Origin of the sequence: Siphonobacter sp. BAB-5405 (assembly GCF_002872335.1) — a bacterium.
Classification (GTDB): domain Bacteria; phylum Bacteroidota; class Bacteroidia; order Cytophagales; family Spirosomataceae; genus Siphonobacter.
Genome location: NZ_NJAG01000045.1, coordinates 289,036 through 313,088, shown reverse-complemented (window position 1 = coordinate 313,088; position 24,053 = coordinate 289,036). Strand labels below are relative to the sequence as shown.

The window sequence follows — 24,053 nt, the reverse complement described above, 5'->3', positions numbered from 1 at the left end:
TGCCATGGCGTTATGACAATTTTAGTACCTTTAGAGCTCACTGACCATTACGCCTATGCCCCGTTTAAGCAAGGAAGGATTCAAGCATAACGCCAAAATCTTCGAAAAAACCTGCCAGTGGTGCGGTACGCCCTTTTTCGCCTCCCGCTCAACGGCTAAGTTCTGTTCATCTACCTGCCGGGCGTATTCGCACCAGGCGGATACACTCGATACCGCTGCTCCCTGGCAGGAAACCGAACGGACCGTCGATGCCCTGCTACACCAGATTGCCTTTTTGAAATCACAGATTGAATCGCTCTCGCGGGACAACCTGCAATTACGGCAGGCTTTGGAGAAGCAAAATCAGCCCCAGCCTGAGGCATAGGTTTTAGCTTCTTTTATTAGTTTCCGGAAGTTAGCTACGGCGTACGTTTTCCATACTAAGGGGCAACCCTTTGATTCGTTGATCAGGCGGTCAGGCTTTACCTAGCCGCCTGATCCATTGCTGGTGGTTTAGCTTCCCAGGTTTCGGTCCAGTTCAATGGCTGCTGTAATCAGAGCCAGATGGGTCAGGGCCTGGGGATAATTTCCCAGCTGTTCGCCCCGTTTACTGAGCTGTTCCGAAAACAGGCCGAGGGTATTGGCGTAGCAAGAATTTTCTCGAAGAAATTACTGGCTCGCTCAATCTGTCCACCCTTGGTTAGACACTCCACGAACCAGAACGAACACATCGTAAACGTCCCTTCTTCCCCGTCCAGTCCGTCAATCTGCGTTTCTTCGTTGCGGTACCGGTAAATGAGTACATCCAGTTTGAGTTCGCGTTCGATGGCCAGCATGGTTTTCTGCCAGTGGGGTTCATTGGGCGTGATGAACTGAACCAGGGGCATCAACAGTACGGAGGCATCCAGGGCATGTCCGCCGCGAACCTGTACGAAAGCTTCTTTTTCCTCACACCAGAATTCCTTGAAAATGAAGTCGTAGATTTCATCGCGTACCCGGTACCACTGTTCCCGTGGGTAGGGGAACGAGCGTTCATCCCCAATGCGAATGGCCCGATCCAGGGCTACCCAGCACATCATGAATGAATGCAGGAACTGTTTTTCTTCCCCCCGAATCTCCCACATCCCGTGATCGGGGAGTCGCCAGTGTCCGCAGACAAATTCGACTTCCTTGCTGAGTTTTTTCCAGAACTCGTACGTAATGTGGCCGCCGTATTTGTTGAACAGGTAGATGGTATCAATCAGCTCCCCGTAAATGTCCATTTGACGTTGCGTAGCTGCACCATTACCAATCAAAACCGGTTTGGAATCTTTATGACCCGAAAAATGACTGAGTTCTTCTTCCTCCGGCGGCGTTTGGCCGTCGATGGTATACATCAGTTTCAGGGATTCGTTGAGGCAGTGGTGTTCCACCCAATCCATAAACCGCCGGGCTTCATCCAGAAAACCCAGTTTCAGAAACGCAAACATGGTAAACGCCGAATCTCGTATCCAGGCGTAGCGGTAATCCCAGTTACGTTCTCCGCCCAAGCTCTCAGGTAAACCGAAGGTAGGGGCCGCAACTACCGAGCCGTGTTCGTGCGAGGACATGAGTTTCAGCGTAATGGCGGAGCGAATCACAATTTCCCGCCAACGCCCCTTATAAGTAGACTGCCGGGTCCAGGTTTTCCAGAACGCATGGGTGGCGTCGTAGTACGTTTTACATAAATCAGCGATACTGGATTCGGGCGTTTTGCTTTCCTCACAAAGCTTACTCTCATCGCATAGAATAAAACATAGTGTTTGGCCTTCCTCCAGTCGAAATCGCGATACGACGTCTGATTCGGATAGCTCCAGCGGAATTTCGCTGTATAACTGTAACTCCTGACCGTCCGCATCGGTAAACCGGATTCCCATTTCGTTCGCCTGAGCTTCGTGGCTGATTCGACCGTACGAAAAACGGGGCTTACACTGGATTTCAAACTCGATGTTTCCCCGTACAGCCATTAGCTTACGAATGACGGTCATCCGGGAACCCTCTTCGTGCACGGGCATGAAGTCCGTTAGTTCGGCAATGCCGTAATCGGAGAAAAAGCGGGTCACCAGTATAGCCGTATCCGTTAGATAAAGCTGCTTGTACGTTAAATCCGAAAACGTGGGCCGGATGGAAAAGTAACCGCCCTTTTCCGAGTCGAGTAGCTGGGCAAATACCGTGGGTGAATCAAACCGGGGCAGGCATAGAAAATCAATGGTTCCGTTGCAGGAGACCAGAGCCGCCGTATTCATGTTTCCGATTAAGCCGTGTTGATCGATGGGTGTCTGATTCATACGAATAGCGACGAACGCGTGGGTTCGTTCCGAGGGGATTGGCAGATGATAAGTGTCAACTGGTAGCGGGCGGGTTTTGTTTTTGGGTCAGCCGGAAGCAGGCTTTGCTGATTTTCCGCTATTTTCGTCGGAAACGCTAACCTCTATACATGCTAAAACGATTCATTCCTCTGATCCTGCTTCTCCTGGGAAGTATGGCCTACGGTCAATCCCATACGGACTGGCCACGGTCGATGCCCTGGTGGAAAGCCAATAATCTCCGCGTAATTCAGTTCAACATGCCCGCTTACGAAGCCGCTACGATGCATCCGGATTCCATCGTGGAAGATTTGCAGCGAAGTTCGGCCAATACGCTGTTGATCAACATTGGGGGTATTATGGCTTTTTATCCCACCAAGCTGGATTTTCACTACCAGAATCCTTACCTCCGCTCACCCACGCTGATGGATGATCTGATTCGGAAGTGCCACCAGCAGGGCATCCGGGTGATGGTACGCTTTGATTTCAGCCGGGTGCACGAAAGTATTTTCAAGGCTCATCCCGACTGGTGTTACTTGTCTCCCAAGGGCGAACGGGTGTACAATACCGATATGGTAATGGTTTCTATCAACGCTCCCTACGTACAAACTAAAGCCTTTGAAATCATCGCCGAAGTGATGGACCGCTTTCCCATTGATGGTATTTTTCTGAATATGCCGGGGTATCAGGTTAACAATCCGTATGAGGGCGTGTACCACGGAATTGACCAGAATGAACACGACCAGAAGCGATTTGCTGCCTACAGCAAGGGACTACGCTTACCAGTAAAAGAAAACAAAGGGGATTCCGTTTACAAGGTCTACGAAGCCTTTAAAAAATATACCGTCGATGACTGGACCAAACGCCTGCACGAGCTGATTAAATCCAAAAATCCACAGGTGGCTCTTTGTACCTACATGGATGAATACGTGGACATCATCCGCCACGAATCCCAAAGCTCGACTACGCTCCCGTACTGGCCCTATACGGCATCGGATAATGTCAACAATGCCGTTCATTCCTATCCGGATCACATCATCAGTAACGCCAGCATTCAGCAGATTTCTTTTCAGTCGCGGTACAATGCTGTGGAACCGGAAGAGGTCAGAATCCGCCTTTACGAAAATATTGCCAACGGTTCAGGACTGGATATCAGCATGATGGGTGACATGCGGGGCTACGAAGACGAACGAAATTTTAAGGTCATCCGTCAGGTCTACGCCCATCATAAAGCCTACGAAAAGTATTTTGGTCGCTACCGTTCCGTAGCCCGCATTGCTCTGATTGCTCCGGGTTCCTGGCCCAGCGGTTTACCCATGCAGGAGTACCGGGGCCTGCAACTCATGCTCAAGGAAGCTCACCTGCCTTTCGATATTATTGAAGATTCGCAGCTTGCCCGACGGGTCCAGGACCTGAAAAAATACCGGGTGTTGCTACTTCCTGACCTCACCTATCTGAGTCCAGGTTCGGTGGAGGCGTTAAAACAAATCAGTCAGCAGGGGACCAGCCTGCTGGCGACGAACCGCACCCTTTCTGATCATCCAGTGGCCTTAGCCGAATTATTCGGGGCGAAAGCAGTTCAGAGCGACCACGACGGCAGCGGTTTTTACCTGAGTCCCGAGCGGCAGGCACCGTTTAAACGTTTTCCGGGACAGAAAATGCTCTTCTGGAAGTTCAATCTGGGTCTCTACGATTTTTCGGCAGCCGACACCACCTACTTGCCCATTTTGGCGAAAGGACGACCCGGTCCGCCCGAAATCATTGGCGGCCACGACCCCACGGGCTACTATGCCATGGGGCTAAAAACCTACGGCAAAAGTACCAATGCCCTGTTACCCATTCATCTCGGTCGCCTGTATTACCAGCACGGGTATCAGCAACACAAAAACCTCCTGCTTGATGTGCTGGACCGGCTATATCCATCGGCGGGCCACCTTGTCCAGACCAATGCTCCCGATCGGGTAGAAGTCATTGTCCAGGAATTTACCGAAAACACGCCCCAGAAAATCCAGCAATCGGCCAGCGATGGCTGGATTGTACACCTGGTCAATCTGACCGGTTTTAGCGGTAACACGTATTTTACACCCGTACCTCTTCAGCAATTGCGTTTCCAGATGGCCTGTCCTTTCAAACCCAGCCGGATTCATATACTGGGTCAGCAAGGCTCGCTTCCTTTTTCCTACCAGAAAGGTACCGTTGCATTTACCCTGCCCTCGCTGGCTTCGTTTGCGGGTATTGTACTGGCTCGGTAAATGGTTGAGTGAAGTATCAAGTTTGATTTAGAGTATCAGGTTTGATTTTATGCATCGGAGGCTTCTTTCACGGGGCTTTCCCTTTAGAAAAAGGTACTAACACAAGGGCCCGGAAATTTTAATTATCCGGGGCCCTTGTGTTAGGTATCAAGTTTGATCCTAAACCTTAATAACTCATTTCCACGATGGCTCGTACATCCTGAGGCGTTAGCGATTTATGTTCGCCTAGTCCCAGCCAGCCCCGTTCCGTAAAACGGTCCTCAATGCGTTCAGCCGTACCTTCGTAGTTTTCGGTGTACTGCGAGAGTTTGGTTTTGATGTCGAGGGAGTGGAAAAATTCTTCCGTACGACCAATGGCCCGGATGGCCACTTCCTCTGGAGGCCCCGTCAAACCCCATACGCGTTGGCCGTACTGAGTCAGTTTTTCGCGTTTGGTGCGGAAGTTATACCGATAATGACTCGGAGCGATGATAGCCAGCGTTCGGGCGTGATCAATATTATAGAGAGCCGTAAGTTCGTGGCCCATGGCGTGCACGGCCCAGTCGGTCGGTACCCCTTTCTGAATCAGTCCGTTAAGGGCCATCGTACAGCAATACATAAAATCACCAGCTGCATCGGTATCAGACGGGTTTTGCATGATCACGGGAGCGATTTCAATCAGCGTTTGCATGATGCTTTCCGCAAAACGATCCTGTAAGCGAGCCCCGACCGGATAGGTCATGTATTGCTCCAGTACGTGCGTAAAGGCGTCGGTAATCCCATTGGCCAGTTGTCGCTGCGGTACGGAGCGAACCACTTGAGGGTCCAGAATCGAAAACGCTGGAAACAGCCCCGGTCCCCCCATGGAGCGTTTTTCCTGCGTTTCGGCCCGGGTGATAACCGCTCCGGAGTTCATTTCCGAACCCGTAGCCGGTAAGGTGAGTACCGTACCAAAGGGCATGGCGTGTTCCGTACGGATTGACTGACTCAAAATATCCCAGGGTTCAGGGCCGGTGTAGTACGCTGCCGAAGCCAGAAACTTCGTCCCATCAATGACCGAACCACCCCCACACGGCCAGTAAATACGTAATGGATTGTTCTTTAATGATCGACAAGGCTTTCAGTAGTACTTCGTATTCGGGGTTGGCCGGAATCCCGCCAAATTCAACGACTTCGTAACTGGCAAGTGCCGCTTTAACCTCGTCATAAATCCCGTTGATTTTAATACTTCCACCACCGTACAACAGCAGTACGCGGGCATCGGTTGGTATTTCCTGGGGTAACTGGGCAATTTTTCCCGTTCCAAAAATAAGTTTGGTTGGGTTTTTAAACTCAAAATTTAACATGGCTTTACCGGTTGATTGGGTAACTAACTGGCTGGGTAACGGCGGCCTCTGAAGGATTAGTTCCAAAGCCGGGGGGCTTAAACCGAAGCGGAGCGGTCATCAGGACCGCCCCGCCGGGTGTTCAGGGTTGAAGGTTGAAAAGATAAAGGTGTGGGTTAAAACAAGCAGCTCTACTGGTTTATCACCCCAAACCCCGAAAGGTTATCACTTTTAAAAAGAAATTTTCTGTTTTTTTCACCTATACACTTTTATCGAATGAGGCTCGTCTATAGGCATCGCTATGGCTCAGGGTTCGGGGTACTTTTACCACATCCCCTTGAAATTTGGGAGTCTCATTTTAGGCCTTTTTCCTTGGTTGCATGCATAGATCTTTCAACTTGTTTCCTTTAAGCGGACTTAAAAGCTCTACTGGACTGGTGGGCATTCTTTTTTTTAGGCCTTGCTCACTACGTTTGACTCTACTTTCCATGAAAAAGAGTGACATCCAGCTCGACGACTGGAACCGAATTCTGTGGGGCATGGCCCCGCCCATATTTTTTCTGGAAGTTCTCTTTCGGACCCTGATTATTTATTTTTTCCTGCTGGTGATGATGCGGTTGCTGGGTAAACGCATGAACGGGCAACTTTCCATTACCGAAATGGGCGTCATGCTTACCACCGGGGCCATTCTCTCCCCGTCCATGCAGGCCCCGGACCGGGGCATCGGGCTGGGTATTTTCGCCATGATCTGTGCATTGCTGTACCAGCGACTAACTACCCTGTGGGGATTCAAAAACAAAAACGTAGAAATGCTCATGCAGGGCACCACTACCGTTCTGGTCAGAGACGGGGTTTTAGACGTTGGAGAACTGATGAGAAACCGTATTTCGCACCAGCAGCTCTTCACTGTTTTGCGAACTGAAAAGTATTATAACCTCGGGGAGGTCAAACGGGTGTATCTGGAAGCCAGTGGCCTGTTTAGTATTTATCCTGAAAAAGAAGCCCGACCGGGTTTATCTACCCTGCCACCGAACGTCAGTGATACCTCCATTCACGCCATTCAGCGGGAAGTAGTAGAGTACGTTGTTTGCTGTAATTGCGGAAAAACCGTCGAAAAAAAGACCCATCCCGGCCCGTGCCCCCACTGCCAGGTCGAAGACTGGGGCACGGCTATTCTCTAATTCTTTCTTCCTGCCTCGCATGAATCCAGATGATATTAAAATTGACGACTGGCTCCGGATCTTTTACGGTGAATTACCCGCCAGTTATTTCATCGAAGTCATCATCCGGATGACTTTCGTGTACCTGCTGCTCATGGTTTGTATCCGAATCATGGGGCGGCGGATGGCCTCCCAGCTCAACCGCAATGAAATGGCGGCGTTGACCTCTCTGGCCGCTGCGATTGGTATGCCCGTACTCTCGCCCGACCGGGGATTGTTGCCTGCAATCGCCATTGCGATTATCATTGTGGCCGGGCAACGCTGGATTTCTCGTATCGCTTCCCGAAATGAAAAGTTTGAGGCGATTACGCAGGATGATATGGAGATTCTGGTGAAAGATGGGGTGCTTGAACTCAAAGCGATGCAACACTCCCGCATTACCCGCGAACGTCTCTTCGCCGAACTTCGGGCCGCAAGTATTCTGCATCTGGGTCAGGTTCGACGCCTGTACATTGAAGCCAACGGTAAATTTACACTCATTGAAAACGAAAACCCGAAGCCGGGTCTCTCCGTAATTCCCAATGAAGATCCGGAACTTATTGAGGAGCAACCCAAAGCAGACGACCGGCTTGTCTGCAAGAATTGTGGGAATACCATGTTTCAACCCCTGAAACCCGAGCATGAGTGTAATCGTTGCAAAGACGTGAACTGGATACCTCCCATCAAGCCGGAAGCATAGTTTTTTTACAGCCTTTTCCTTCAACCAATCCCTAATTTATGAACGAAGCCAATCCCCTTTGGTGGCAATCAGGTATTGTGTACCAGATTTATCCCCGCTCTTTTCAGGATAGCAATGCCGACGGTGTCGGTGATTTACAGGGCGTAATCAAACGCCTTGATTACTTAAAATGGCTGGGCATCAAAGCCGTATGGCTTTCCCCCATTTACCCTTCGCCCATGGACGATTTCGGGTATGACATTGCTGATTATCAGGGCATTCATCCCTTATTTGGCAACATGGAGGATTTTGACGCCTTACTCAAGGAAGTGCACGCCCGGGATATGAAACTGCTGCTGGATCTGGTTCCCAACCATAGCTCCGATCAGCATCCCTGGTTTCAGGAATCCCGTTCTTCCCGCGATAATCCTAAACGCAACTGGTACATCTGGAAAGACGCCCGCCCCGATGGCTCCGAACCGAACAACTGGCTGAGTGAATTTGGCGGGAGTGCCTGGCAGTGGGATGAAGCAACGCAGCAATACTATTATCACGCCTTTCTGACTTCCCAGCCGGATTTAAACTGGCGGAACCCGGAAGTACAGCAGGCGATGTTCGACGTCATGCACTTCTGGCTAAAAAAAGGCGTAGACGGATTCCGCGTGGATGTGATGTGGCACATGATCAAGGACGAACAGTTCCGCGATAATCCCATCAACCCTGATTATCAGGCCCATGAATCGAATGTTAAAAAGGTTCTGGCCGTGTATTCAACTGATCAGCCCGAAGTACACGAGATCGTGCGTAAAATGCGGAGTGTACTGGACCACTACAAGGAACGCATGATGATTGGGGAAATCTATCTCCCCATTCAACGCCTGATGACTTATTACGGCACCGATGGCAACGGGGCTCACCTGCCGTTTAACTTTCAACTGCTCACGTTGTCTTGGGACGCTCCCCATCTGGCCGCTTCCATCAGTCAGTACGAAGGGGCCTTACCTCAGTATGGCTGGCCCAACTGGGTACTGAGCAACCACGACCAGCCCCGCATTACCAGTCGCGTGGGTATTCAGCAGTCCCGGGTGGCAGCGATGTTATTACTGACCTTACGCGGTACGCCGACGATCTATTACGGGGATGAAATCGGGATGCAGGATGTACCCATTCCCTTTGACGAGGTACAGGATCCCCAGGGTCTGAACATGCCCGACAAAAATCTGAGTCGCGATCCGGCCCGTACGCCCATGCAATGGACGGAAGGCAACTTCGCGGGCTTCAGTACGGCCAAACCCTGGCTCCGGCTGGCCAATACCTACCGCCGCGTGAATGTGGAGACGCAAAAACCAGATCCGTACTCCATGCTTACCTTGTACAAACGGCTGATTGAACTCCGGCAGTCCGAACCCTCGCTGATGTGGGGTTCATACATTCCCGTTTATTCCGATCAACAGTTACTGTCCTTTATCCGTCAGGCTTCTACGGGTTCCCGTTTTCTGGTAATCCTCAACCTGACCCACCGACCTGCGTACTTCAAAGCAGAACATATTACGCTGGATGGGGTTGTGGAAATTGCTACTTTCCCTGAAGACGAAGGGCAACGCATTCACGATACCATTGCCCTCAGTGGCGATGCCGGTTTATTGATTCGACTCGATTAATTCTTTACTTCACACATCCACCTTCACCGATTCTAGACGACGAATCCCCGCAGTCATGAAAAAAATTGGTTCTGATTATCAAGGTGATAATCAATGTACATTTACGGTATGGGCTCCCGACAAGCAACGCATGCTGCTCCAGGTAGTCCAGCCTCAGCCCCGGACGATCGAGATGCAACCGCAGGCGGAGGGTTATTTTTTCGCTGAAGTATCCGATTTACCGCCGGGTTCGCAGTATTTTTTCCGTCCGGATGATCAGGAGTCTTACCCCGATCCCGCCTCGCGTTTCCAGCCCCTGGGCGTACACGGTCCTTCCGAAGTAGTCGATCAGGCCGCTTACGCCTGGCAGGATGCTACCTGGCGGGGTGTACCTTTTCCGGAAGTGGTGCTCTACGAACTGCACGTGGGTACGTTTACGCCGGAGGGTACGTTTGAAGCCATCATTCCGCGATTACCGGAATTAGCCGATATGGGTATCAATGCCCTGGAAATCATGCCAGTTGCCCAGTTCCCGGGCCAGCGGAACTGGGGGTACGATGGCGTCTTTCCCTACGCCGTGCAAAACTCCTACGGCGGTCCTGAAGGGCTGAAAAAACTCGTGGATGCCTGCCATGCCGCAGGTATTGCGGTGTACCTGGATGTGGTGTACAATCACTTGGGCCCGGAAGGAAACTACCTCCCGGATTTTGGACCTTATTTTACGGAAAAGTACTGCACGCCCTGGGGTAACGCGTTGAATTTTGATGATGCTTATTCGGACGGGGTAAGGGATTTCTTTGTGGGTAATGCGTTGTACTGGATCGAGGAATTTCACATGGATGGACTTCGCTTCGATGCCATTCACACCATCTTTGATCAGGGAGCCGTCAGCTTATGGGCTTACCTGTACAGTAAAGTGCATCAACTGGAATTAAAGCTCGGGCGTACGGTTACGCTGATTGCCGAAAGTGATCTGAACAGTCCGCATATTCTTAAGAAACCGGAAGCGGGTGGCTTCGGATTTACAGCTCAGTGGCTGGACGATTTTCATCATTCCTTCTACGCCGTTCTGGATGAAAAAGAAGGCAAGAAACGCTACGGCGATTTTGGCCGCATGGATCAGATCGCTAAAGCCTATACTGACGGTTTCGTGCACAGCGGGGAATACGTCAGCTTCCGGAAGCGTAGGTACGGGGCCTCATCGGCGGGCATTCCGGGCGACCAGTTTATTGCCTTCATGGACAATCACGATCAGGCGGGCAATCGGCTGCTGGGTGAGCGGCTTTCCTCACTCATTGATACCGAACGTTTGAAGGTAGCGGCAGCGGCCCTGTTGCTGGCCCCTTACGTTCCCATGCTGTTTATGGGCGAAGAGTACGCCGAGCGGGCTCCTTTCCTGTATTTCATTCATCATTCTGAACCGGAGTTAATCAAAATGGTGCAGGAAGGTCGAACGAAAGATTTCAAATCATTCAATGACGGGGATGAGCAAGTACCCCCGGATCCGCAGGAAGAACAAACCTTCCGCGACTCCATCCTCCATTGGGAAGAACGAACCCAGGGCAAGCATGATCTCATCCGGCGGTGGTACAAAACCCTGATTGGCCTGCGGCGGGAAATTCCGTTGTTACAGAATTACTGCAAAAACGATATACGGGTTCAGGTCATCGATGAATCGGGTTTTGTATTATTCCGGCAGAATGATTCCGGACAGGAACATCTCATGGCCGTTCTGAATCTCTCCGGTGAGGACATTTCGTTTACCGTGCCGGCCATGGAACAGACCTGGAATAAAATCCTGGATTCAAAAGAAGAGCAATGGCTGGAGAGCAGTCAGCCTACTCCTGCCGTGGATCACGTATACGACAAAACGTTACTAACTGTTACCCCCTGGAGCGTAACGGTCTATCAAAGCGAGTCCTAGTAGTACCTTCATTACTGAAAAGGGTCGTAAGCGTGCATAATCGTGCTTACGACCTTTTTTTGTTGCTTTCCATACATTTACCTACCCGAAATCCCACCCAGCCATATATAGGTATTTTTGCCGCATTCTCTCCCCATTTTTCCTCAATTTGCGTATCGGATACTTTTTTTAAAAGAATGTGATGGTTTATGGCACTCCATTCTGCCCCCTTGTAGCTGCAGAAAATAAATCGCTCAACCAGCACCGGAGTACCGTACGACCCATACACTAACACCCATATTTTCACATGAAGTCCACTACTACGTATCCTGGTGATCCCTTTCCACTAGGCTCAAAATACGATGGCAAAGGTGTCAATTTTGCCATTTTCGCCGAAAATGCAACCGGTATTGATTTATGTCTTTTTGATGAAGTTTCTAACGCCACTGAAACCATTCGCATTCCGCTGGAAGAACGGGCCTATCACATCTGGCACGTGTACATACCCGGTTTAAAACCCGGTCAGCTTTACGGTTACCGCGTTCATGGCCCGTATGAACCCGAAAACGGACATCGGTTTAACCCTAATAAGTTACTCATCGATCCCTATACCAAAGCGTTAGCCGGTACGGTAGAATGGGATAATTCGCTGTTTAGCTACAAGATCGGTGAGGATGATCTTTCCTTCAACGAAGAAGACAGTGCTCCGTTTTTACCCAAGTCGGTAGTAATCGATTCAAGCTTTGACTGGGAAGATGATGTAGCACCGAAGGTTCCGTATAATAAAACCGTTATTTACGAAACCCACGTGAAAGGTTTTACGCAGTTGCATCCGGATATTCCTGAAGAAATCCGCGGCAGTTATGCGGCCCTGGGTCACCCGGTTACGATCAAATACCTGCAAGACCTCGGTATTACTTCCGTAGAGCTGATGCCGATTCACGCCTTTGTCAAGGACAGTCACCTCGTTGAAAAAGGGCTGACCAATTACTGGGGCTATAATACCATTGCTTTCTTTGCTCCGGATGCGGGTTATTCCAGCAGCGGCGTCCAGGGCCAGCAGGTTACGGAGTTCAAAACAATGGTAAAAGAACTCCATAAAGCGGGTATCGAAGTCATTCTCGACGTAGTGTATAACCACACCGCCGAGGGTAACGAAATGGGTCCCACGCTTTCGTTCAAAGGAATCGACAACGCTGCCTATTACCGACTGCACGATGGCCGGTATTACATGGATTATACGGGTACGGGTAATACCCTGAACGTGATGCAGCCCAACGTACTGCGGCTCATCATGGACAGCCTCCGGTACTGGATTCTGGAAATGCACGTGGACGGATTCCGTTTTGACCTGGCTTCAACGCTGGCCCGGGGTCTGCACGAAATTGATAAACTCAACTCGTTCTTTGACGTCATTTATCAGGATCCGATCATTTCACAGGTGAAACTCATTGCCGAGCCCTGGGATGTGGGTGAAGGCGGCTACCAGGTAGGTAAGTTCCCTCCGGGCTGGGCTGAATGGAATGGCATGTACCGTGACTGCGTACGCGATTACTGGCGGGGAGCTGACAGTAAACTCGGCGAGTTTGCCCAGCGTTTTCTCGGAAGCCCCGACCTGTATCAGGAAGGTACCGCAGTCCGACGGCCAGTATCAACTTTATCACGGCTCACGACGGCTTTACGCTCAACGATCTCGTTTCGTACAATGATAAACATAACGAAGACAACGGGGAAGACAACAAAGACGGAGAAAGCCACAACCGCTCCTGGAACTGCGGAGCCGAAGGTCCTACTGAAGATGCGGAAATCGTAGCCCTGCGAGCCCAGCAGAAGCGAAATTTCATCACGACTCTCTTCCTTTCGCAAGGGGTAGCCATGCTGGTAGCCGGAGACGAAATGGGCCGTACGCAGCAGGGAAACAACAACGCTTACTGCCAGGATAACGAAATTTCCTGGGTAAACTGGGAGAATGCTGATCACGAATTGCTGGAATTTACCCGCAAGGTGATTCGTTTCAGCAAGAGCCACCCGGTATTCTGCCGGCGGGGCTGGTTTAAAGGTCAGCCCATCAAAGGTACGGGCCTGGAAGACATTGCCTGGTTCTTGCCCGAAGGCACGGAAATGAGCGACGAAGACTGGCAAAATGGTTACGCCAAATCCCTGGGAATTTTCATGAGCGGACATGCCCTGCGTTCCGTTAGTGCCACGGGTCAACGTATTGTGGATGACACCTTTTACGTCCTCTTCAATGCTCACTATGAATCGATTGATTACAAAATTCCACCTAAAAAATGGGGCACGACCTGGATCAAGGTACTCGACACGAGTACGGCTCTGGTAGACGAAGAGGGCGATACGTTCCAACACGGTGATACCATTACCGTTGCGGCCCGCTCCGTCGTGGTGCTCAAAAATCCACTTTCTACGCACAAGTAAGTATGCAATCTATTAACCTGAGTTCTCGCACGCTCGGGGTTAATTTCAGTCCTTCGGGGGAAGCTCACATTGTTTTGTGGGCTCCCCTGCTGGAGCACGTTTCCATCCATCTGACCAAATCCAATACGATGTACCCGTTGGTAAGAGATGATTTTGGTTACTGGAAATTAACTACTACCGAGCTTCAGCCGGGTGACACCTACCAGTTCGTGTTAAACGATGGTAAACATCTGCCCGACCCGACTTCTCTGTCGCAGCCTGAAACGGTCCATAGCGTATCCCAGGCTGTTGATTTATCCGACTACGACTGGCACGACCAGCACTGGAAAAACTTACCACTCGCCGATTACATTTTTTACGAATTACACGTAGGTACCTTCACACCCGAAGGCACCTTTGCCGCATTAGAAGAAAAACTTGATTACCTGATTTCGCTGGGTGTAACAGCGATTGAACTCATGCCCATTGCCCAGTTTCCCGGGAAACGGAACTGGGGCTACGATGGTGTGTATCCATTCGCCGTTCAGCACTCCTACGGAGGCGTACGCGGGCTGCAACACCTGGTAGACCGCTGTCACGAAAAAGGGCTGGCCGTGGTACTGGATGTGGTGTACAACCACATGGGGCCTGATGGCAATTACTTTGGTCAGTATGGCCCGTATTTTACCGATAAATACGCTACGCCCTGGGGAGACGCCCTGAACTTTGATGATGAACACTGCGATGGCGTGCGGCAGTATTTTATAGAGAACGTTCTGATGTGGTTTCGCGATTTCCACATCGACGGCCTCCGTCTGGATGCCGTACACGCCATCCGTGATTTCAACCCCTGTCATATTCTGCAGGAAATCAAACAGCACGTAGACGCGTTGAGCGAGCAAACGGGCCGTAGCCACTACCTGATTGTGGAGATGGACCTGAACGACACCCGTTACATCAAACCCATGGAGCAGGGTGGCTTCGCCATGGATGCCCAGTGGAGTGATGAATTCCACCACGCCCTTCGCGTAGCGGCCGGGGAGGAACGGACGGGTTATTACGAAGAAATGAATGGCATGAATCACCTGGCGAAAGCCTTCCGTGATGCTTACGTATATACGGGTCAGTACTCCTTTCGCCGTCATAAGAAATTTGGCGTGCATACGGATCAGATTTCGGGTGAAAAATTTGTGGTCTTCTCTCAAAACCACGACCACGTCGGGAACCGTATGATGGGCGAACGTACGAGCCAGCTGGTAAGCTTTGAAATGCTTAAATTACTGGCTGGAACCGTACTATGTAGTCCTTACCTGCCCCTGCTGTTCATGGGAGAAGAGTGGGCTGAAGAGAATCCCTTTCTGTATTTTGTCGATCATACCGATCCCAAACTTTCAGCGTTGGTACGGGAAGGTCGCCGCAAGGAGTTTGCCTACTTCCACAGTGGTGAAGGAGAAGCTCCCGATCCGACCATTGAGGAAACCTTTCAGCAATCCAAACTGCAGTGGTCCTTACTCGAAAAAGAACATCACCAAACCTTATTTCGGTATTATCAGGCACTGATTGCCCTTCGCAAGACTCATCCGGCTCTCAAAAATCTGGATCGTAGTCAAATGGAAGTGGTCGCAGACGAAGACCGGGATTTACTGATTATTCGTCGCTGGCACGAAACCCAGGATGTTCTCATCCTTTTGAATTTCTCTAAGCAGCCTCAGGCCGTACCCGTACCGGAGGCGAAGCTGGCCTGGCATAAACGCTGGGACTCCGCCGATGTTCGCTGGAACGGCCCTTTAGGTGCTCCTGAGGTCATTTTACCTGATTCAGGGCTCACCATTCAACCGGAGTCGATTCTCCTATACATCCATGAATAACCCCATCGCTACCTATCGATTTCAACTTCACAAGGCGTTCTCCTTTAAGGAACTCGAAGCCATTATACCCTATTTACAGAAACTGGGCATTCAAACGCTGTATGCCTCGCCCATTTTTGAATCGACGCCCGGCAGTACGCATGGGTACGATGGACTGAATCCCCACCGGATCAATCCTGAAATTGGTACGGAAGCGGATTTACTGCGGATTCAGTCTCAATTGCAGGAAAAAGGCATTGGCTGGTTGCAGGATATTGTACCCAATCACATGGCTTACACCCCTTCGAACCTGTGGATTTGGGATGTTTTTCAGAAAGGCAAACGTTCGGTTTACGCTTCATTTTTTGACATTGACTGGGATAATCCCGTCAGTCCGGGCCAGATTATGGCTCCCTTCCTCGGGGAATCGCTGGAAGAGGTAATCCAAAAGGGCGACTTGAAAGTTGCCTACCACAACAAGCAGCTGGTGCTAGTGGTGAATGAAATGGATTTCCCCTTGAGTACACCTTCGGTTGGCCGCGTACTGGAAGCCTTGCCCCAAGCGGCCTCCCTTTCGAAAGCCTTTCAGCAACTGGAACGTATCGAAGACGATGGTCTGTACGGCGTGACACTCGTTGAACAGGTCTGGACACCTTTAGCCGAGCAAACGGAGCTGCATGCGGATCTGGAGGAGTTACTGGAAAGCTGGAACAAAGACCCGGAAAAAATTCAGCAACTCGCCGATGAACAGTATTACCGCCTCTGCTTTTACGCGGAAACCGATACGCAAATCAACTTTCGGCGGTTTTTTACGGTAAATGGCCTCATTTGCCTCAACATCCAGCAACCCGAGGTATTTGAGCATTTTCACAAGTACATCCAGACGCTGGTGGATACGGGCGTCTTTCAGGGCCTCCGTGTCGATCACATCGATGGGCTGTACGATCCGACCGCGTACCTGCAACAACTGCGTGAACTGGCCGGGCCGGAAACGTATCTGACGGTAGAGAAAATTCTTGAACCGGGTGAAGAGTTGCCCGAGTACTGGTCCATTGAAGGCAATACAGGTTACGATTTTCTTTCGTACGTCAACAACCTGTTTACCAATACCAATAGTGAACAAGCATTTACCGAGTATTACGAGAAATTGACGGGCGATCGTACTCCTATTCTCGAACAGATTCACCGCAAGAAAGCGGCCATTCTTTTCGACCATATGGCGGGCGAGTTGACCAATCTGGTACGGCTATACGGTCAACTGGATCTGCCTGAGTTGCCTGAGGAAGAGCTACGGGAAGCCATTGCTCAATGGCTGATTTATTGCCCGGTGTACCGCAATTACGGTAACCAGTGGCCCCTGGAGCCCGCTGAACAGGAAGCGATCCGTGCGGTATTTGCTGCCATTGAAGCGGATCAGCCGAAGTTGAAAAAGACACTAACGGCTTTGCAGGATACGCTGTTTAATCAGGATGAATCTCTGCCCTTCTACCAGCGGTGCATGCAGTTTTCGGGACCGCTCATGGCGAAAGGCGTGGAAGATACGCTGCTGTATACCTATCACCGCTTTATTGGTCACAATGAAGTGGGCGATTCCGTTGCCGAATTCGGACTTAGCCCGGAACATTTCCACCAGCTCATGCGGGATCGGCAGCAGAAGTGGCCTCTGTCGCTGAATGGCACCTCCACGCACGATACCAAACGGGGCGAGGACGTCCGAGCCAGACTCAACGTACTCACCGATTTACCGCAGGAATGGCTCAAGACCGTGGAAGAATGGTCAGCGGCCCATCGCCACGCGGAACTGGACCCCAGCGATCAGTATTTTATTTTTCAGACCGTACTTGGGGCGTACCCCATGCCGGGGCAGGACGAAGATGAATTCCCGCAACGGCTCAACGAATACCTGCAAAAAGCCTTACGGGAAGCTAAACTTCACTCCAACTGGACCAAGCCTAATGAAGACTACGAGCAGGCAGCTCAGGGTTTTGCCGGACAATTGCTGGATCAGGAAGGGGAATTCTGGACTGCGTTCGAACCTTTCCACCGGAAAATAGCCGACTGGGGTATTGTCAATTCCCTGGCTCAGACGCTATTGAAATTTACTGCTCCCGGCGTACCGGACGTGTATCAGGGTACTGAATCCTGGGATTTGAGCTTAGTAGATCCGGACAACCGCCGCCCCGTTGATTACGAGCTTCGTCAGCAGTGGCTGGATGAACTGGACCGCGTTACGGTAGCCGATTTATGGAAACGTCGCTTTACCGGACAAATTAAACTCTGGTTGACGCATCAGCTCTTCCTGAAACGCGGCGAACACGCGGAAACCTTCGCGGAAGGATTATATCTGCCCTTGCAGGTGACCGGAGCATACGCCGAGCACGTCCTGGCTTTTGCCCGCCGGTACCAGCAAAACTGGTTCATCGTAGCTGTACCACTACACGCGGCCCAACTCGGAGAAAAGCAGAAGTGTTCGGTACTGGAAATCGACTGGAAGGATACGCAGATTGTAATACCCGAAGAAGCTCCCCAAACCTGGCTCAATTTGCTGGGAATGCCGGTCGAATCATTACGCGTACAGGATTTGTTCCACCAGTTACCCCTGGCTTTATTACAGGGCGAACCGGAAATGCTGGACCGCAATGCGGGTATCTTACTTTCCGTCACTTCGTTGCCTTCCAACTTTGGTATTGGTGATCTGGGACTCAGGCCCATGCCTTCGTGGATGCCCTTTCCCGTAGTAAACAAAGCTACTGGCAGCTGTTACCGCTCAATCCAACGGGAGTCGATCAGGCGTATTCGCCGTATAGTTCCATCTCAAGCCGGGCGGGCAATCCCCTACTGATTAGTCCGGAAAAATTACTGGAACACGGCTGGCTGAAGGACCTGGAGCCGTATCAGCTTCCGGCTCAGTCGCAGGTCGATTACGAGCGGGTGAACGAGCTGAAAACCCAGATGCTCGCCAAGGCGTATCAGAAATTTCAACAATCGGCTTCCATTTACTGGCGAAAAGCCTTCCGTGAATTTTGTCAGCAGGAATCCGAGTGGCTCGACGACTATGCCTTATTTGTGGTGCTGAAAAATTATCAGCAGCAAAAGTCCTGGTCTGAGTGGCCGCAACCCTACAAAATGCGGGAGTCGGGAACCCTGATCGCGTTTGCCTGCGAACACGAAGCGGAACTTACCTACGAAAAATGGGTGCAGTTTATCTTCTTCCAACAATGGCGGGAGTTACGGGCGTATGGTAACCAGCAGAATGTACAATTCCTGGGCGACTTACCTTTTTATCCCAGTTACGATTCTGTGGATGTCTGGGCTAACCCGGAAATTTTCCACCTGGATGAACAGGGTGAAATGACCTGCGTAGCGGGCGTACCACCCGATTATTTCAACGAAGAAGGGCAACGCTGGGGTATGCCTTTGTACCGTTGGGACGTGCTGAAAGCCCGCCAGTACGACTGGTGGATTGATCGGATTGAAAAGAACATGGAATTGTACGATCGCCTGCGATTGGATCACTTCCGGGCTTTCGCCAGTTACTGGGAAGTACCCGCCGAGGAAAAAACGGCTAAAAACGGAGCCTGGAAACCCGGCCCCGGAGCCGAATTTTTCCAGATTTTACAGGAAAAACTGGGAAGCCTGTCGCTGATTGCTGAAGACCTGGGTGATATTGGCGAGGATGTCTATCAGTTGCGGGATGAATTTATGCTGCCCGGTATGCGGGTCCTGCATTTTGCCTTTAGCGACGACATGCCGCGTTCGGTCAATATTCCGCATAATCACCTGCCACTGAGTCTAGTCTACACGGGTACGCACGATAACAACACGACGAAGGGTTGGTTCCGGCAGGATTTGTCCCCGGAAGAACACCGAAACCTGGAAAAATATGTGGGCGGCTCCCTGTCCGAAGAGACAATTCATTTCGTCATGATTCGGCTGGCCTATGCTTCCGTGGCCCAAACGGCCATCTTACCCTTACAGGATGTACTGGGACTGGATGAAAAGGCCCGGATGAACACGCCCGCCGGTAACAGTGCCTGCTGGAAATGGCGACTACTGCCCGAGCAGTTTACCGCCGTTCACGAAAAGCAGCTCCGAACCTGGGCTGAGATTTATCACCGGGGATAAGGGGGTAATAAAGACCCGTGCACATAAAGTGAAGGAGCCCGACACCAAATCGGGCTCCTTCACTTTATATGGTTTTAGAAAGAATATGTTAGGATCTATTATACTTACTATCTTTCCGTTATTGTATTGGTTTATTTAAGTGCTTTTTTCTACTATGAAAAAGGAATGGTTTGATAAGATAGGGCAGTTACATCAAGAAAGCCAGAAAGGAGGAGTACGAACCTACGAGGGTCTTCTTTCAAAATTTACTATTCGGAAAAAGCTCACGAACAGGAACTCATAGCTTGTGGATCTTACTTCGACTTCAAATTACCTATTGATTTAGTAGCTTTTCTACGGAAATATAATGGAGTTACTTTTTATGAATTCGAAGATACAGGTGGATACCGATTCCTAAGCTGCCAAGAATTAGTAGATGAAAACAGGTTTCAACAAGAGAACTTTGGTGACGACTGGGACGAGCATATGCTTCTGTTTTGCTAATCCATTGGTGAGGCAGAGTATGTAGGGATGAAGATTATAAATGATGATATTTACGCTACGCATCAGCAGCCTATTGACGTGATGCCCCGGCCGTTCTGACTCCGGTCATACAGCAAATTTTACCTGATTTCGATAAAACAGGGCTTGAGTTAGGCAGCCATTCGCTATGGACACACTTCCTACGATTTCACGAAGGGGTCCTCAGCTTTCTGGCACCCGGACAGGGATGCTGGCTGGCCAATGCGGAGGAACTTGCTGAAATCTTTGAAAGTCTGAAGGGCTGGAGCCTACTGGTTCATCCCGACCTGCTGGCTAAATACTCCTTGGGTCAGAAAATCATGCGTTATGGTTTCTTTTCCTACGCGACCAACAAGGCCCTGCACTTGTCGGCTGCCGAAGAAGCTACGCTTAATTAGCTCATCAATACCATTCGGGCGGAAGTTGAGCGGCCCATTGATTTGTTTAGTCAGGACGTGCTCGTCGCTCAGAGTGACCTGTTGCTAACCTATGCCAACCGGTTTTATCACCGTCAGTTTCTAACCCGCCGGACCCCTGAATCCAATCGGGAGCCGGATTCACTACTGATGCGTTTTGAGTACCGCCTCGCGGCTCACTTTACCCAACCCAGCGAGCATTCCATTCCTACCGTACAGGAACTAGCCGATGAGCTGAATGTATCACCGGCTTACCTGAGTGACATGCTTCGTACGCTCACGAGTCAGAATACCCAGCAGCACATTCACCACGCCCTGATTGAAAAAGCGAAACGATTACTCCTGGTCACCTCCGCATCGGTCAATGAAACGGCCTACCAGCTTGGGTTTGAATATCCGCAGTACTTCAGTCGCCTGTTCAAGAAAAAAACGGGTATGACGCCCGTCGGATTCCGACTATCGATGCAAATTGCTTCTCCTTAGCAAGGAAGGTATTGAATAAAACGAGGGACCTCTCGTTGAGGATTGAGTCTTTTAGAAACGTTTTATTGTACACCGCAATCTTACCGAGCCAGCTTGTATGCCTGATGCTTTATATACGCTTTTCGAAGCGGATCAGAACGAACGGATTCCTTATCCAGAGGTGGGCACCCCGGCGTACGAGACCTTACGAACCAGAGATCGCGAGCGACGCACACAGGTTCAGACCTTAATCAACGAAGGGCGAGTTATTACCGCTCAGGATTACACCACGCGGCTCTCATTTTTCAGCACGGAGATAGCATCGACGAAATCTGGTCGGCTCACCAATTAGCCTTGACAAGCGTAGAACTGGGTAATCCGGCAGTAGAATGGTTAGCCGCAGCCGCATTGGACCGCTGGCACATGTACCAGGGTCAGCCCCAAAAATATGGTACGCAACTCGTTTCGGATGGGGGTCGGTACCGCTTGTGGGACATAGATCCGGACACGACGGATGAAGAACGAGCCCAGTGGAATGTACCCGCATTAGCTGAAATGGAACGTCGGGCCAGCCAGCTCACCCTGGAAAATAAGGCCCGTCAGAAAGCCTCTTTTCGGACTCACCACCACCACGGTTTACACCGAATAGTTCATCCCTTCGTATGGGTAAATAACGGTCCCGCCTAATTATAAAACGCCCTGAATTCCAGCGGGGTCTGGTTGGTTTTGGCTTTGAAAAGTTTACTAAACGACTGCGGATACTCAAACCCTAACTGATACGCAATTTCACCCACGGAGAGGCTGGTCGTCGATAGCTTTTCTTTGGCCTGCTCGATGAGTCTTTCGTGAATTAACTGCTGGGTCGTGCTGCCCGTCAATTGTTTCAGGCAGTCGCTCAGGTATTTAGAGGATAGATGCAGGCTCTCTGCCAAGTACTGAGCGGTGGGTAAGCCCTTATTGGATTCCTGGGAAGCAAAGTATTCGTCCAGTAGTTTTTGAACCTTATCCAGTAACTCACTGCTGACGGCTTTCCGGGTAATAAACTGCCGATTGTAATAGCGATTGCAATACGTTAACAGCAGTTCCAGGTGAGCAATCCAGGCATCCTGACTAAAGTGGTCAATGGGAAGCCGGGATTCTTCCAGCATTTGAAGAAAGATGATTTCAATCCGGCGTTGCTCTTCTTCGGAGAGAATCAGGGCTTCATTGACCGAGTAATCGAAAAATCCATAGTTTTTGATTTTGCTGCCCAGCGGGTAATTCCGCAGAAAATCCGGATGGATGGAGAGTTGCCAGCCCGCCGTAGCGAAGGCAAAATCCTGATCGATAAAGTTTACCTGTTTCGGAGCAAAGCAGGCCATCACCCCCTCGTCAAAATCAAACCGGCTTTGTCCGTACTGAATCTTACAGGGACATTCCTTTTTCAGGGTGATCTGGTAACAGTCCGAAATCAGCCGGGTTCGCTGTTCAATTTTTATCGCAGGGAAATCTTCAAACCGAATCAGGCTCACCAGCGGATGGCGGGGTTTGGGCTGCTCCAAAAGCTGGTGCAGCTGCGTGATGGACTGAATATGAACGGTGGGCGTCGTTTCCATGCTTACGAAGGTAGTGATTGTTGAGCTAGTTTTTTCCGGTACGAACGGGCCATGTACCGGGCAATCGTAGGATGAGGTATTAAAGCGACAAGACGAAAGCCCAGACGGTTTCTACTACCGGAGATGTAAAACTGTTTTTTCGCATCCCAGGCTTTCAGTAACTCATCCGCCACTTCATCGGCAGTCTGATGCACCGCCGTTTGATAGTCCGAGTTTAGCCCAATGGACTTTTCATTATTGATCCCGGCGGATTCGTTGAAATTCGTTTTCGTTAGTCCGGGAGCAAAGAGCATCAGATGGACCCCATCAGGCTGGCATTCCTCGGCGATGGCTTCGGTAAAGGAACGCACAAAGGCTTTGCTGGCGGCGTAGGTAGCCATGTAAGGGATGGGAGCAAAGGCGGCCATCGACGCCACGTTGATAATCGTGCCGCGTCTGCGTTCACGCATGGGTTGCAGAAAGAGGTGCGTCATCGCTACCAGCGAGGCGTTGTTGAGTTGCAGCAAGGCCAGCTCCGATGCCAGCGAAAGCGTAGCAAATTCGCCGCCGGACCCAATCCCCGCGTTATTGACGAGGGCCTCAATTTCCCAGTTTTGCTGCTGCGTTTCACGGAAAATCTGTTCCGGAGCATCTGGCTTGGACAAATCGGCTGCGATGAAAGCTACCTGAATCCCATACTGCTGCTGAAGCTGTTTACGCATCTCAGCGAGTTTTTCGGCATTTCGGGCGACGAGTACCAAGTTGTGTTTTCGCTGGGCTAATTTTCGGGCCAGTGCTTCGCCAATGCCAGCGGATGCTCCGGTTACAAGTGTGTATTTCATTGGTTCGATGACTAATGTTTAGGCAAAGAACGGCGGCAGGGGCGAGCCGCTTGTAGCCAAAAGTCGGCTTGTTGTATCCAGGATTCGATTCCCCACACCAATCCTATCTTTTACGCCAGAATACTCCCACGGAACGCAGTTCACCCGCTTTTCAGGCCCCGCCCTACCGAAGCGGATTAATTTCTTTTGCCCCAAAAATGAACCGGACCGGCAGTAATCCAGTTAGGATACTAGAATGAACCTGCGTTTGGAATCATTTTTCTTAGTCAGGGTTCTGTTTTTCAGACCTTTCCAGGTCTGTTTTCTTCACGTACTGCCTCGCTTTGGGTTAGCATCCTGATTCGGTTCGGTTATTCCCAACGATCATGTTTACGTTCAAAACGAGCATTCGCCGCCTTTTTACCTCATTTCTTTCTCAGGCATTTATGCCCTATTTCCAGTACGTCCCGTTCTAGAATTTCCGGTATTAACTGCCGCCCCTTAAGGAAACGTTAGGTACAGCCAGTACCTCGTTTTTTGATTCTTGGTTTATACCCTGGATAAATGATTCTTCTTTCTGGCCATTCCATTTCCTCTTTTCACTGACTACCC

The 24,053-nt window shown here is 50.6% G+C and carries 17 protein-coding genes and 2 pseudogenes; 14 read left to right on the top strand and 5 right to left on the bottom strand.

Features of this window, described 5'->3' with window-relative positions; genetic code table 11:
* Nucleotides 1-55: 55 nt before the first annotated feature.
* Nucleotides 56-364, top strand: a complete 309-nt coding sequence (locus BWI97_RS24005; RefSeq protein ID WP_094815999.1) for a hypothetical protein — start codon at nucleotides 56-58, stop codon at nucleotides 362-364.
* A gap of 128 nt (nucleotides 365-492) precedes the next feature.
* On the opposite strand, the pseudogene BWI97_RS24000 reads toward BWI97_RS24005, so the two are convergent.
* A pseudogene (locus BWI97_RS24000) lies at nucleotides 493-2,243 on the bottom strand (glycoside hydrolase family 15 protein).
* 191 nt (nucleotides 2,244-2,434) lie between these two features.
* Between BWI97_RS24000 and BWI97_RS23995 the strand changes: the two are divergent.
* The gene (locus BWI97_RS23995; RefSeq protein WP_102203114.1) at nucleotides 2,435-4,555 is read left to right on the top strand and encodes an alpha-amylase family protein; all 2,121 of its coding nucleotides are present in this window, start codon (nucleotides 2,435-2,437) and stop codon (nucleotides 4,553-4,555) included.
* Nucleotides 4,556-4,721: 166 nt separating this feature from the next.
* Here BWI97_RS23995 and BWI97_RS23990 read toward each other — a convergent pair whose 3' ends face one another.
* Entirely contained in the window at nucleotides 4,722-5,570 is an 849-nt protein-coding gene (locus BWI97_RS23990) for an iron-containing alcohol dehydrogenase (RefSeq protein WP_369826660.1), read from the bottom strand.
* A 13-nt stretch (nucleotides 5,571-5,583) separates the two neighbouring features.
* A complete protein-coding gene (locus tag BWI97_RS29335; protein WP_369826654.1) occupies nucleotides 5,584-5,880 on the bottom strand; it encodes an iron-containing alcohol dehydrogenase in 297 nt (98 codons plus the stop codon).
* 467 nt (nucleotides 5,881-6,347) lie between these two features.
* Here BWI97_RS29335 and BWI97_RS23985 point away from each other — a divergent pair, with 467 nt between their 5' ends.
* The 12 genes and pseudogenes from BWI97_RS23985 (at nucleotide 6,348) to BWI97_RS23940 (ending at nucleotide 21,733) form a co-directional block, all read left to right on the top strand.
* Nucleotides 6,348-7,040, top strand: a complete 693-nt coding sequence (locus BWI97_RS23985; RefSeq protein ID WP_094815991.1) for a YetF domain-containing protein — start codon at nucleotides 6,348-6,350, stop codon at nucleotides 7,038-7,040.
* A gap of 19 nt (nucleotides 7,041-7,059) precedes the next feature.
* A complete protein-coding gene (locus BWI97_RS23980) occupies nucleotides 7,060-7,758 on the top strand; it encodes a DUF421 domain-containing protein (protein ID WP_102203113.1) in 699 nt (232 codons plus the stop codon).
* Nucleotides 7,759-7,796: 38 nt separating this feature from the next.
* The gene (locus BWI97_RS23975) at nucleotides 7,797-9,398 is read left to right on the top strand and encodes an alpha-amylase family glycosyl hydrolase (protein WP_094815987.1); all 1,602 of its coding nucleotides are present in this window, start codon (nucleotides 7,797-7,799) and stop codon (nucleotides 9,396-9,398) included.
* A 55-nt stretch (nucleotides 9,399-9,453) separates the two neighbouring features.
* Nucleotides 9,454-11,301 (top strand): malto-oligosyltrehalose trehalohydrolase, encoded by a 1,848-nt coding sequence (gene treZ / locus BWI97_RS23970; protein ID WP_102203112.1) that lies wholly within the window; start codon nucleotides 9,454-9,456, stop codon nucleotides 11,299-11,301.
* Nucleotides 11,302-11,587: 286 nt separating this feature from the next.
* Nucleotides 11,588-13,716, top strand: a pseudogene (gene glgX, locus BWI97_RS23960) (glycogen debranching protein GlgX).
* A gap of 2 nt (nucleotides 13,717-13,718) precedes the next feature.
* Nucleotides 13,719-15,563 carry a malto-oligosyltrehalose trehalohydrolase gene (gene treZ, locus BWI97_RS23955; RefSeq protein ID WP_102203111.1) on the top strand — a complete coding sequence of 615 codons (1,845 nt, stop codon included), beginning with the start codon at nucleotides 13,719-13,721 and terminating at the stop codon, nucleotides 15,561-15,563.
* Nucleotides 15,556-18,384, top strand: a complete 2,829-nt coding sequence (gene treY, locus BWI97_RS23950; protein WP_369826653.1) for a malto-oligosyltrehalose synthase — start codon at nucleotides 15,556-15,558, stop codon at nucleotides 18,382-18,384. The genes treZ (BWI97_RS23955) and treY overlap by 8 nt, the downstream gene beginning before the upstream one ends.
* Nucleotides 18,300-19,667, top strand: a complete 1,368-nt coding sequence (malQ, locus tag BWI97_RS29330; protein ID WP_369826659.1) for a 4-alpha-glucanotransferase — start codon at nucleotides 18,300-18,302, stop codon at nucleotides 19,665-19,667. Before treY ends, malQ begins: the two co-directional genes overlap by 85 nt.
* 243 nt (nucleotides 19,668-19,910) lie before the next feature.
* Complete coding sequence (locus tag BWI97_RS29325; protein WP_369826657.1) at nucleotides 19,911-20,150, top strand: SMI1/KNR4 family protein; 240 nt, start codon at nucleotides 19,911-19,913, stop codon at nucleotides 20,148-20,150.
* A gap of 458 nt (nucleotides 20,151-20,608) precedes the next feature.
* Nucleotides 20,609-21,067 (top strand): AraC family transcriptional regulator, encoded by a 459-nt coding sequence (locus BWI97_RS28550; RefSeq protein WP_233207996.1) that lies wholly within the window; start codon nucleotides 20,609-20,611, stop codon nucleotides 21,065-21,067.
* A 97-nt stretch (nucleotides 21,068-21,164) separates the two neighbouring features.
* Nucleotides 21,165-21,398, top strand: coding sequence for a hypothetical protein (locus BWI97_RS27460; RefSeq protein ID WP_146011010.1), 234 nt, complete (start codon nucleotides 21,165-21,167; stop codon nucleotides 21,396-21,398).
* A gap of 2 nt (nucleotides 21,399-21,400) precedes the next feature.
* Entirely contained in the window at nucleotides 21,401-21,733 is a 333-nt protein-coding gene (locus BWI97_RS23940) for a hypothetical protein (protein WP_146011009.1), read from the top strand.
* Here BWI97_RS23940 and BWI97_RS23935 read toward each other — a convergent pair.
* Complete coding sequence (locus BWI97_RS23935) at nucleotides 21,730-22,641, bottom strand: AraC family transcriptional regulator (RefSeq protein ID WP_102203109.1); 912 nt, start codon at nucleotides 22,639-22,641, stop codon at nucleotides 21,730-21,732. The two genes, BWI97_RS23940 and BWI97_RS23935, sit on opposite strands and share 4 nt — an antisense overlap.
* 2 nt (nucleotides 22,642-22,643) lie before the next feature.
* Nucleotides 22,644-23,462: an SDR family oxidoreductase gene (locus tag BWI97_RS23930; protein ID WP_102203108.1), complete on the bottom strand. Its 819-nt coding sequence runs from the start codon at nucleotides 23,460-23,462 to the stop codon at nucleotides 22,644-22,646.
* Between the last annotated feature and the right edge of the window lie 591 nt (nucleotides 23,463-24,053).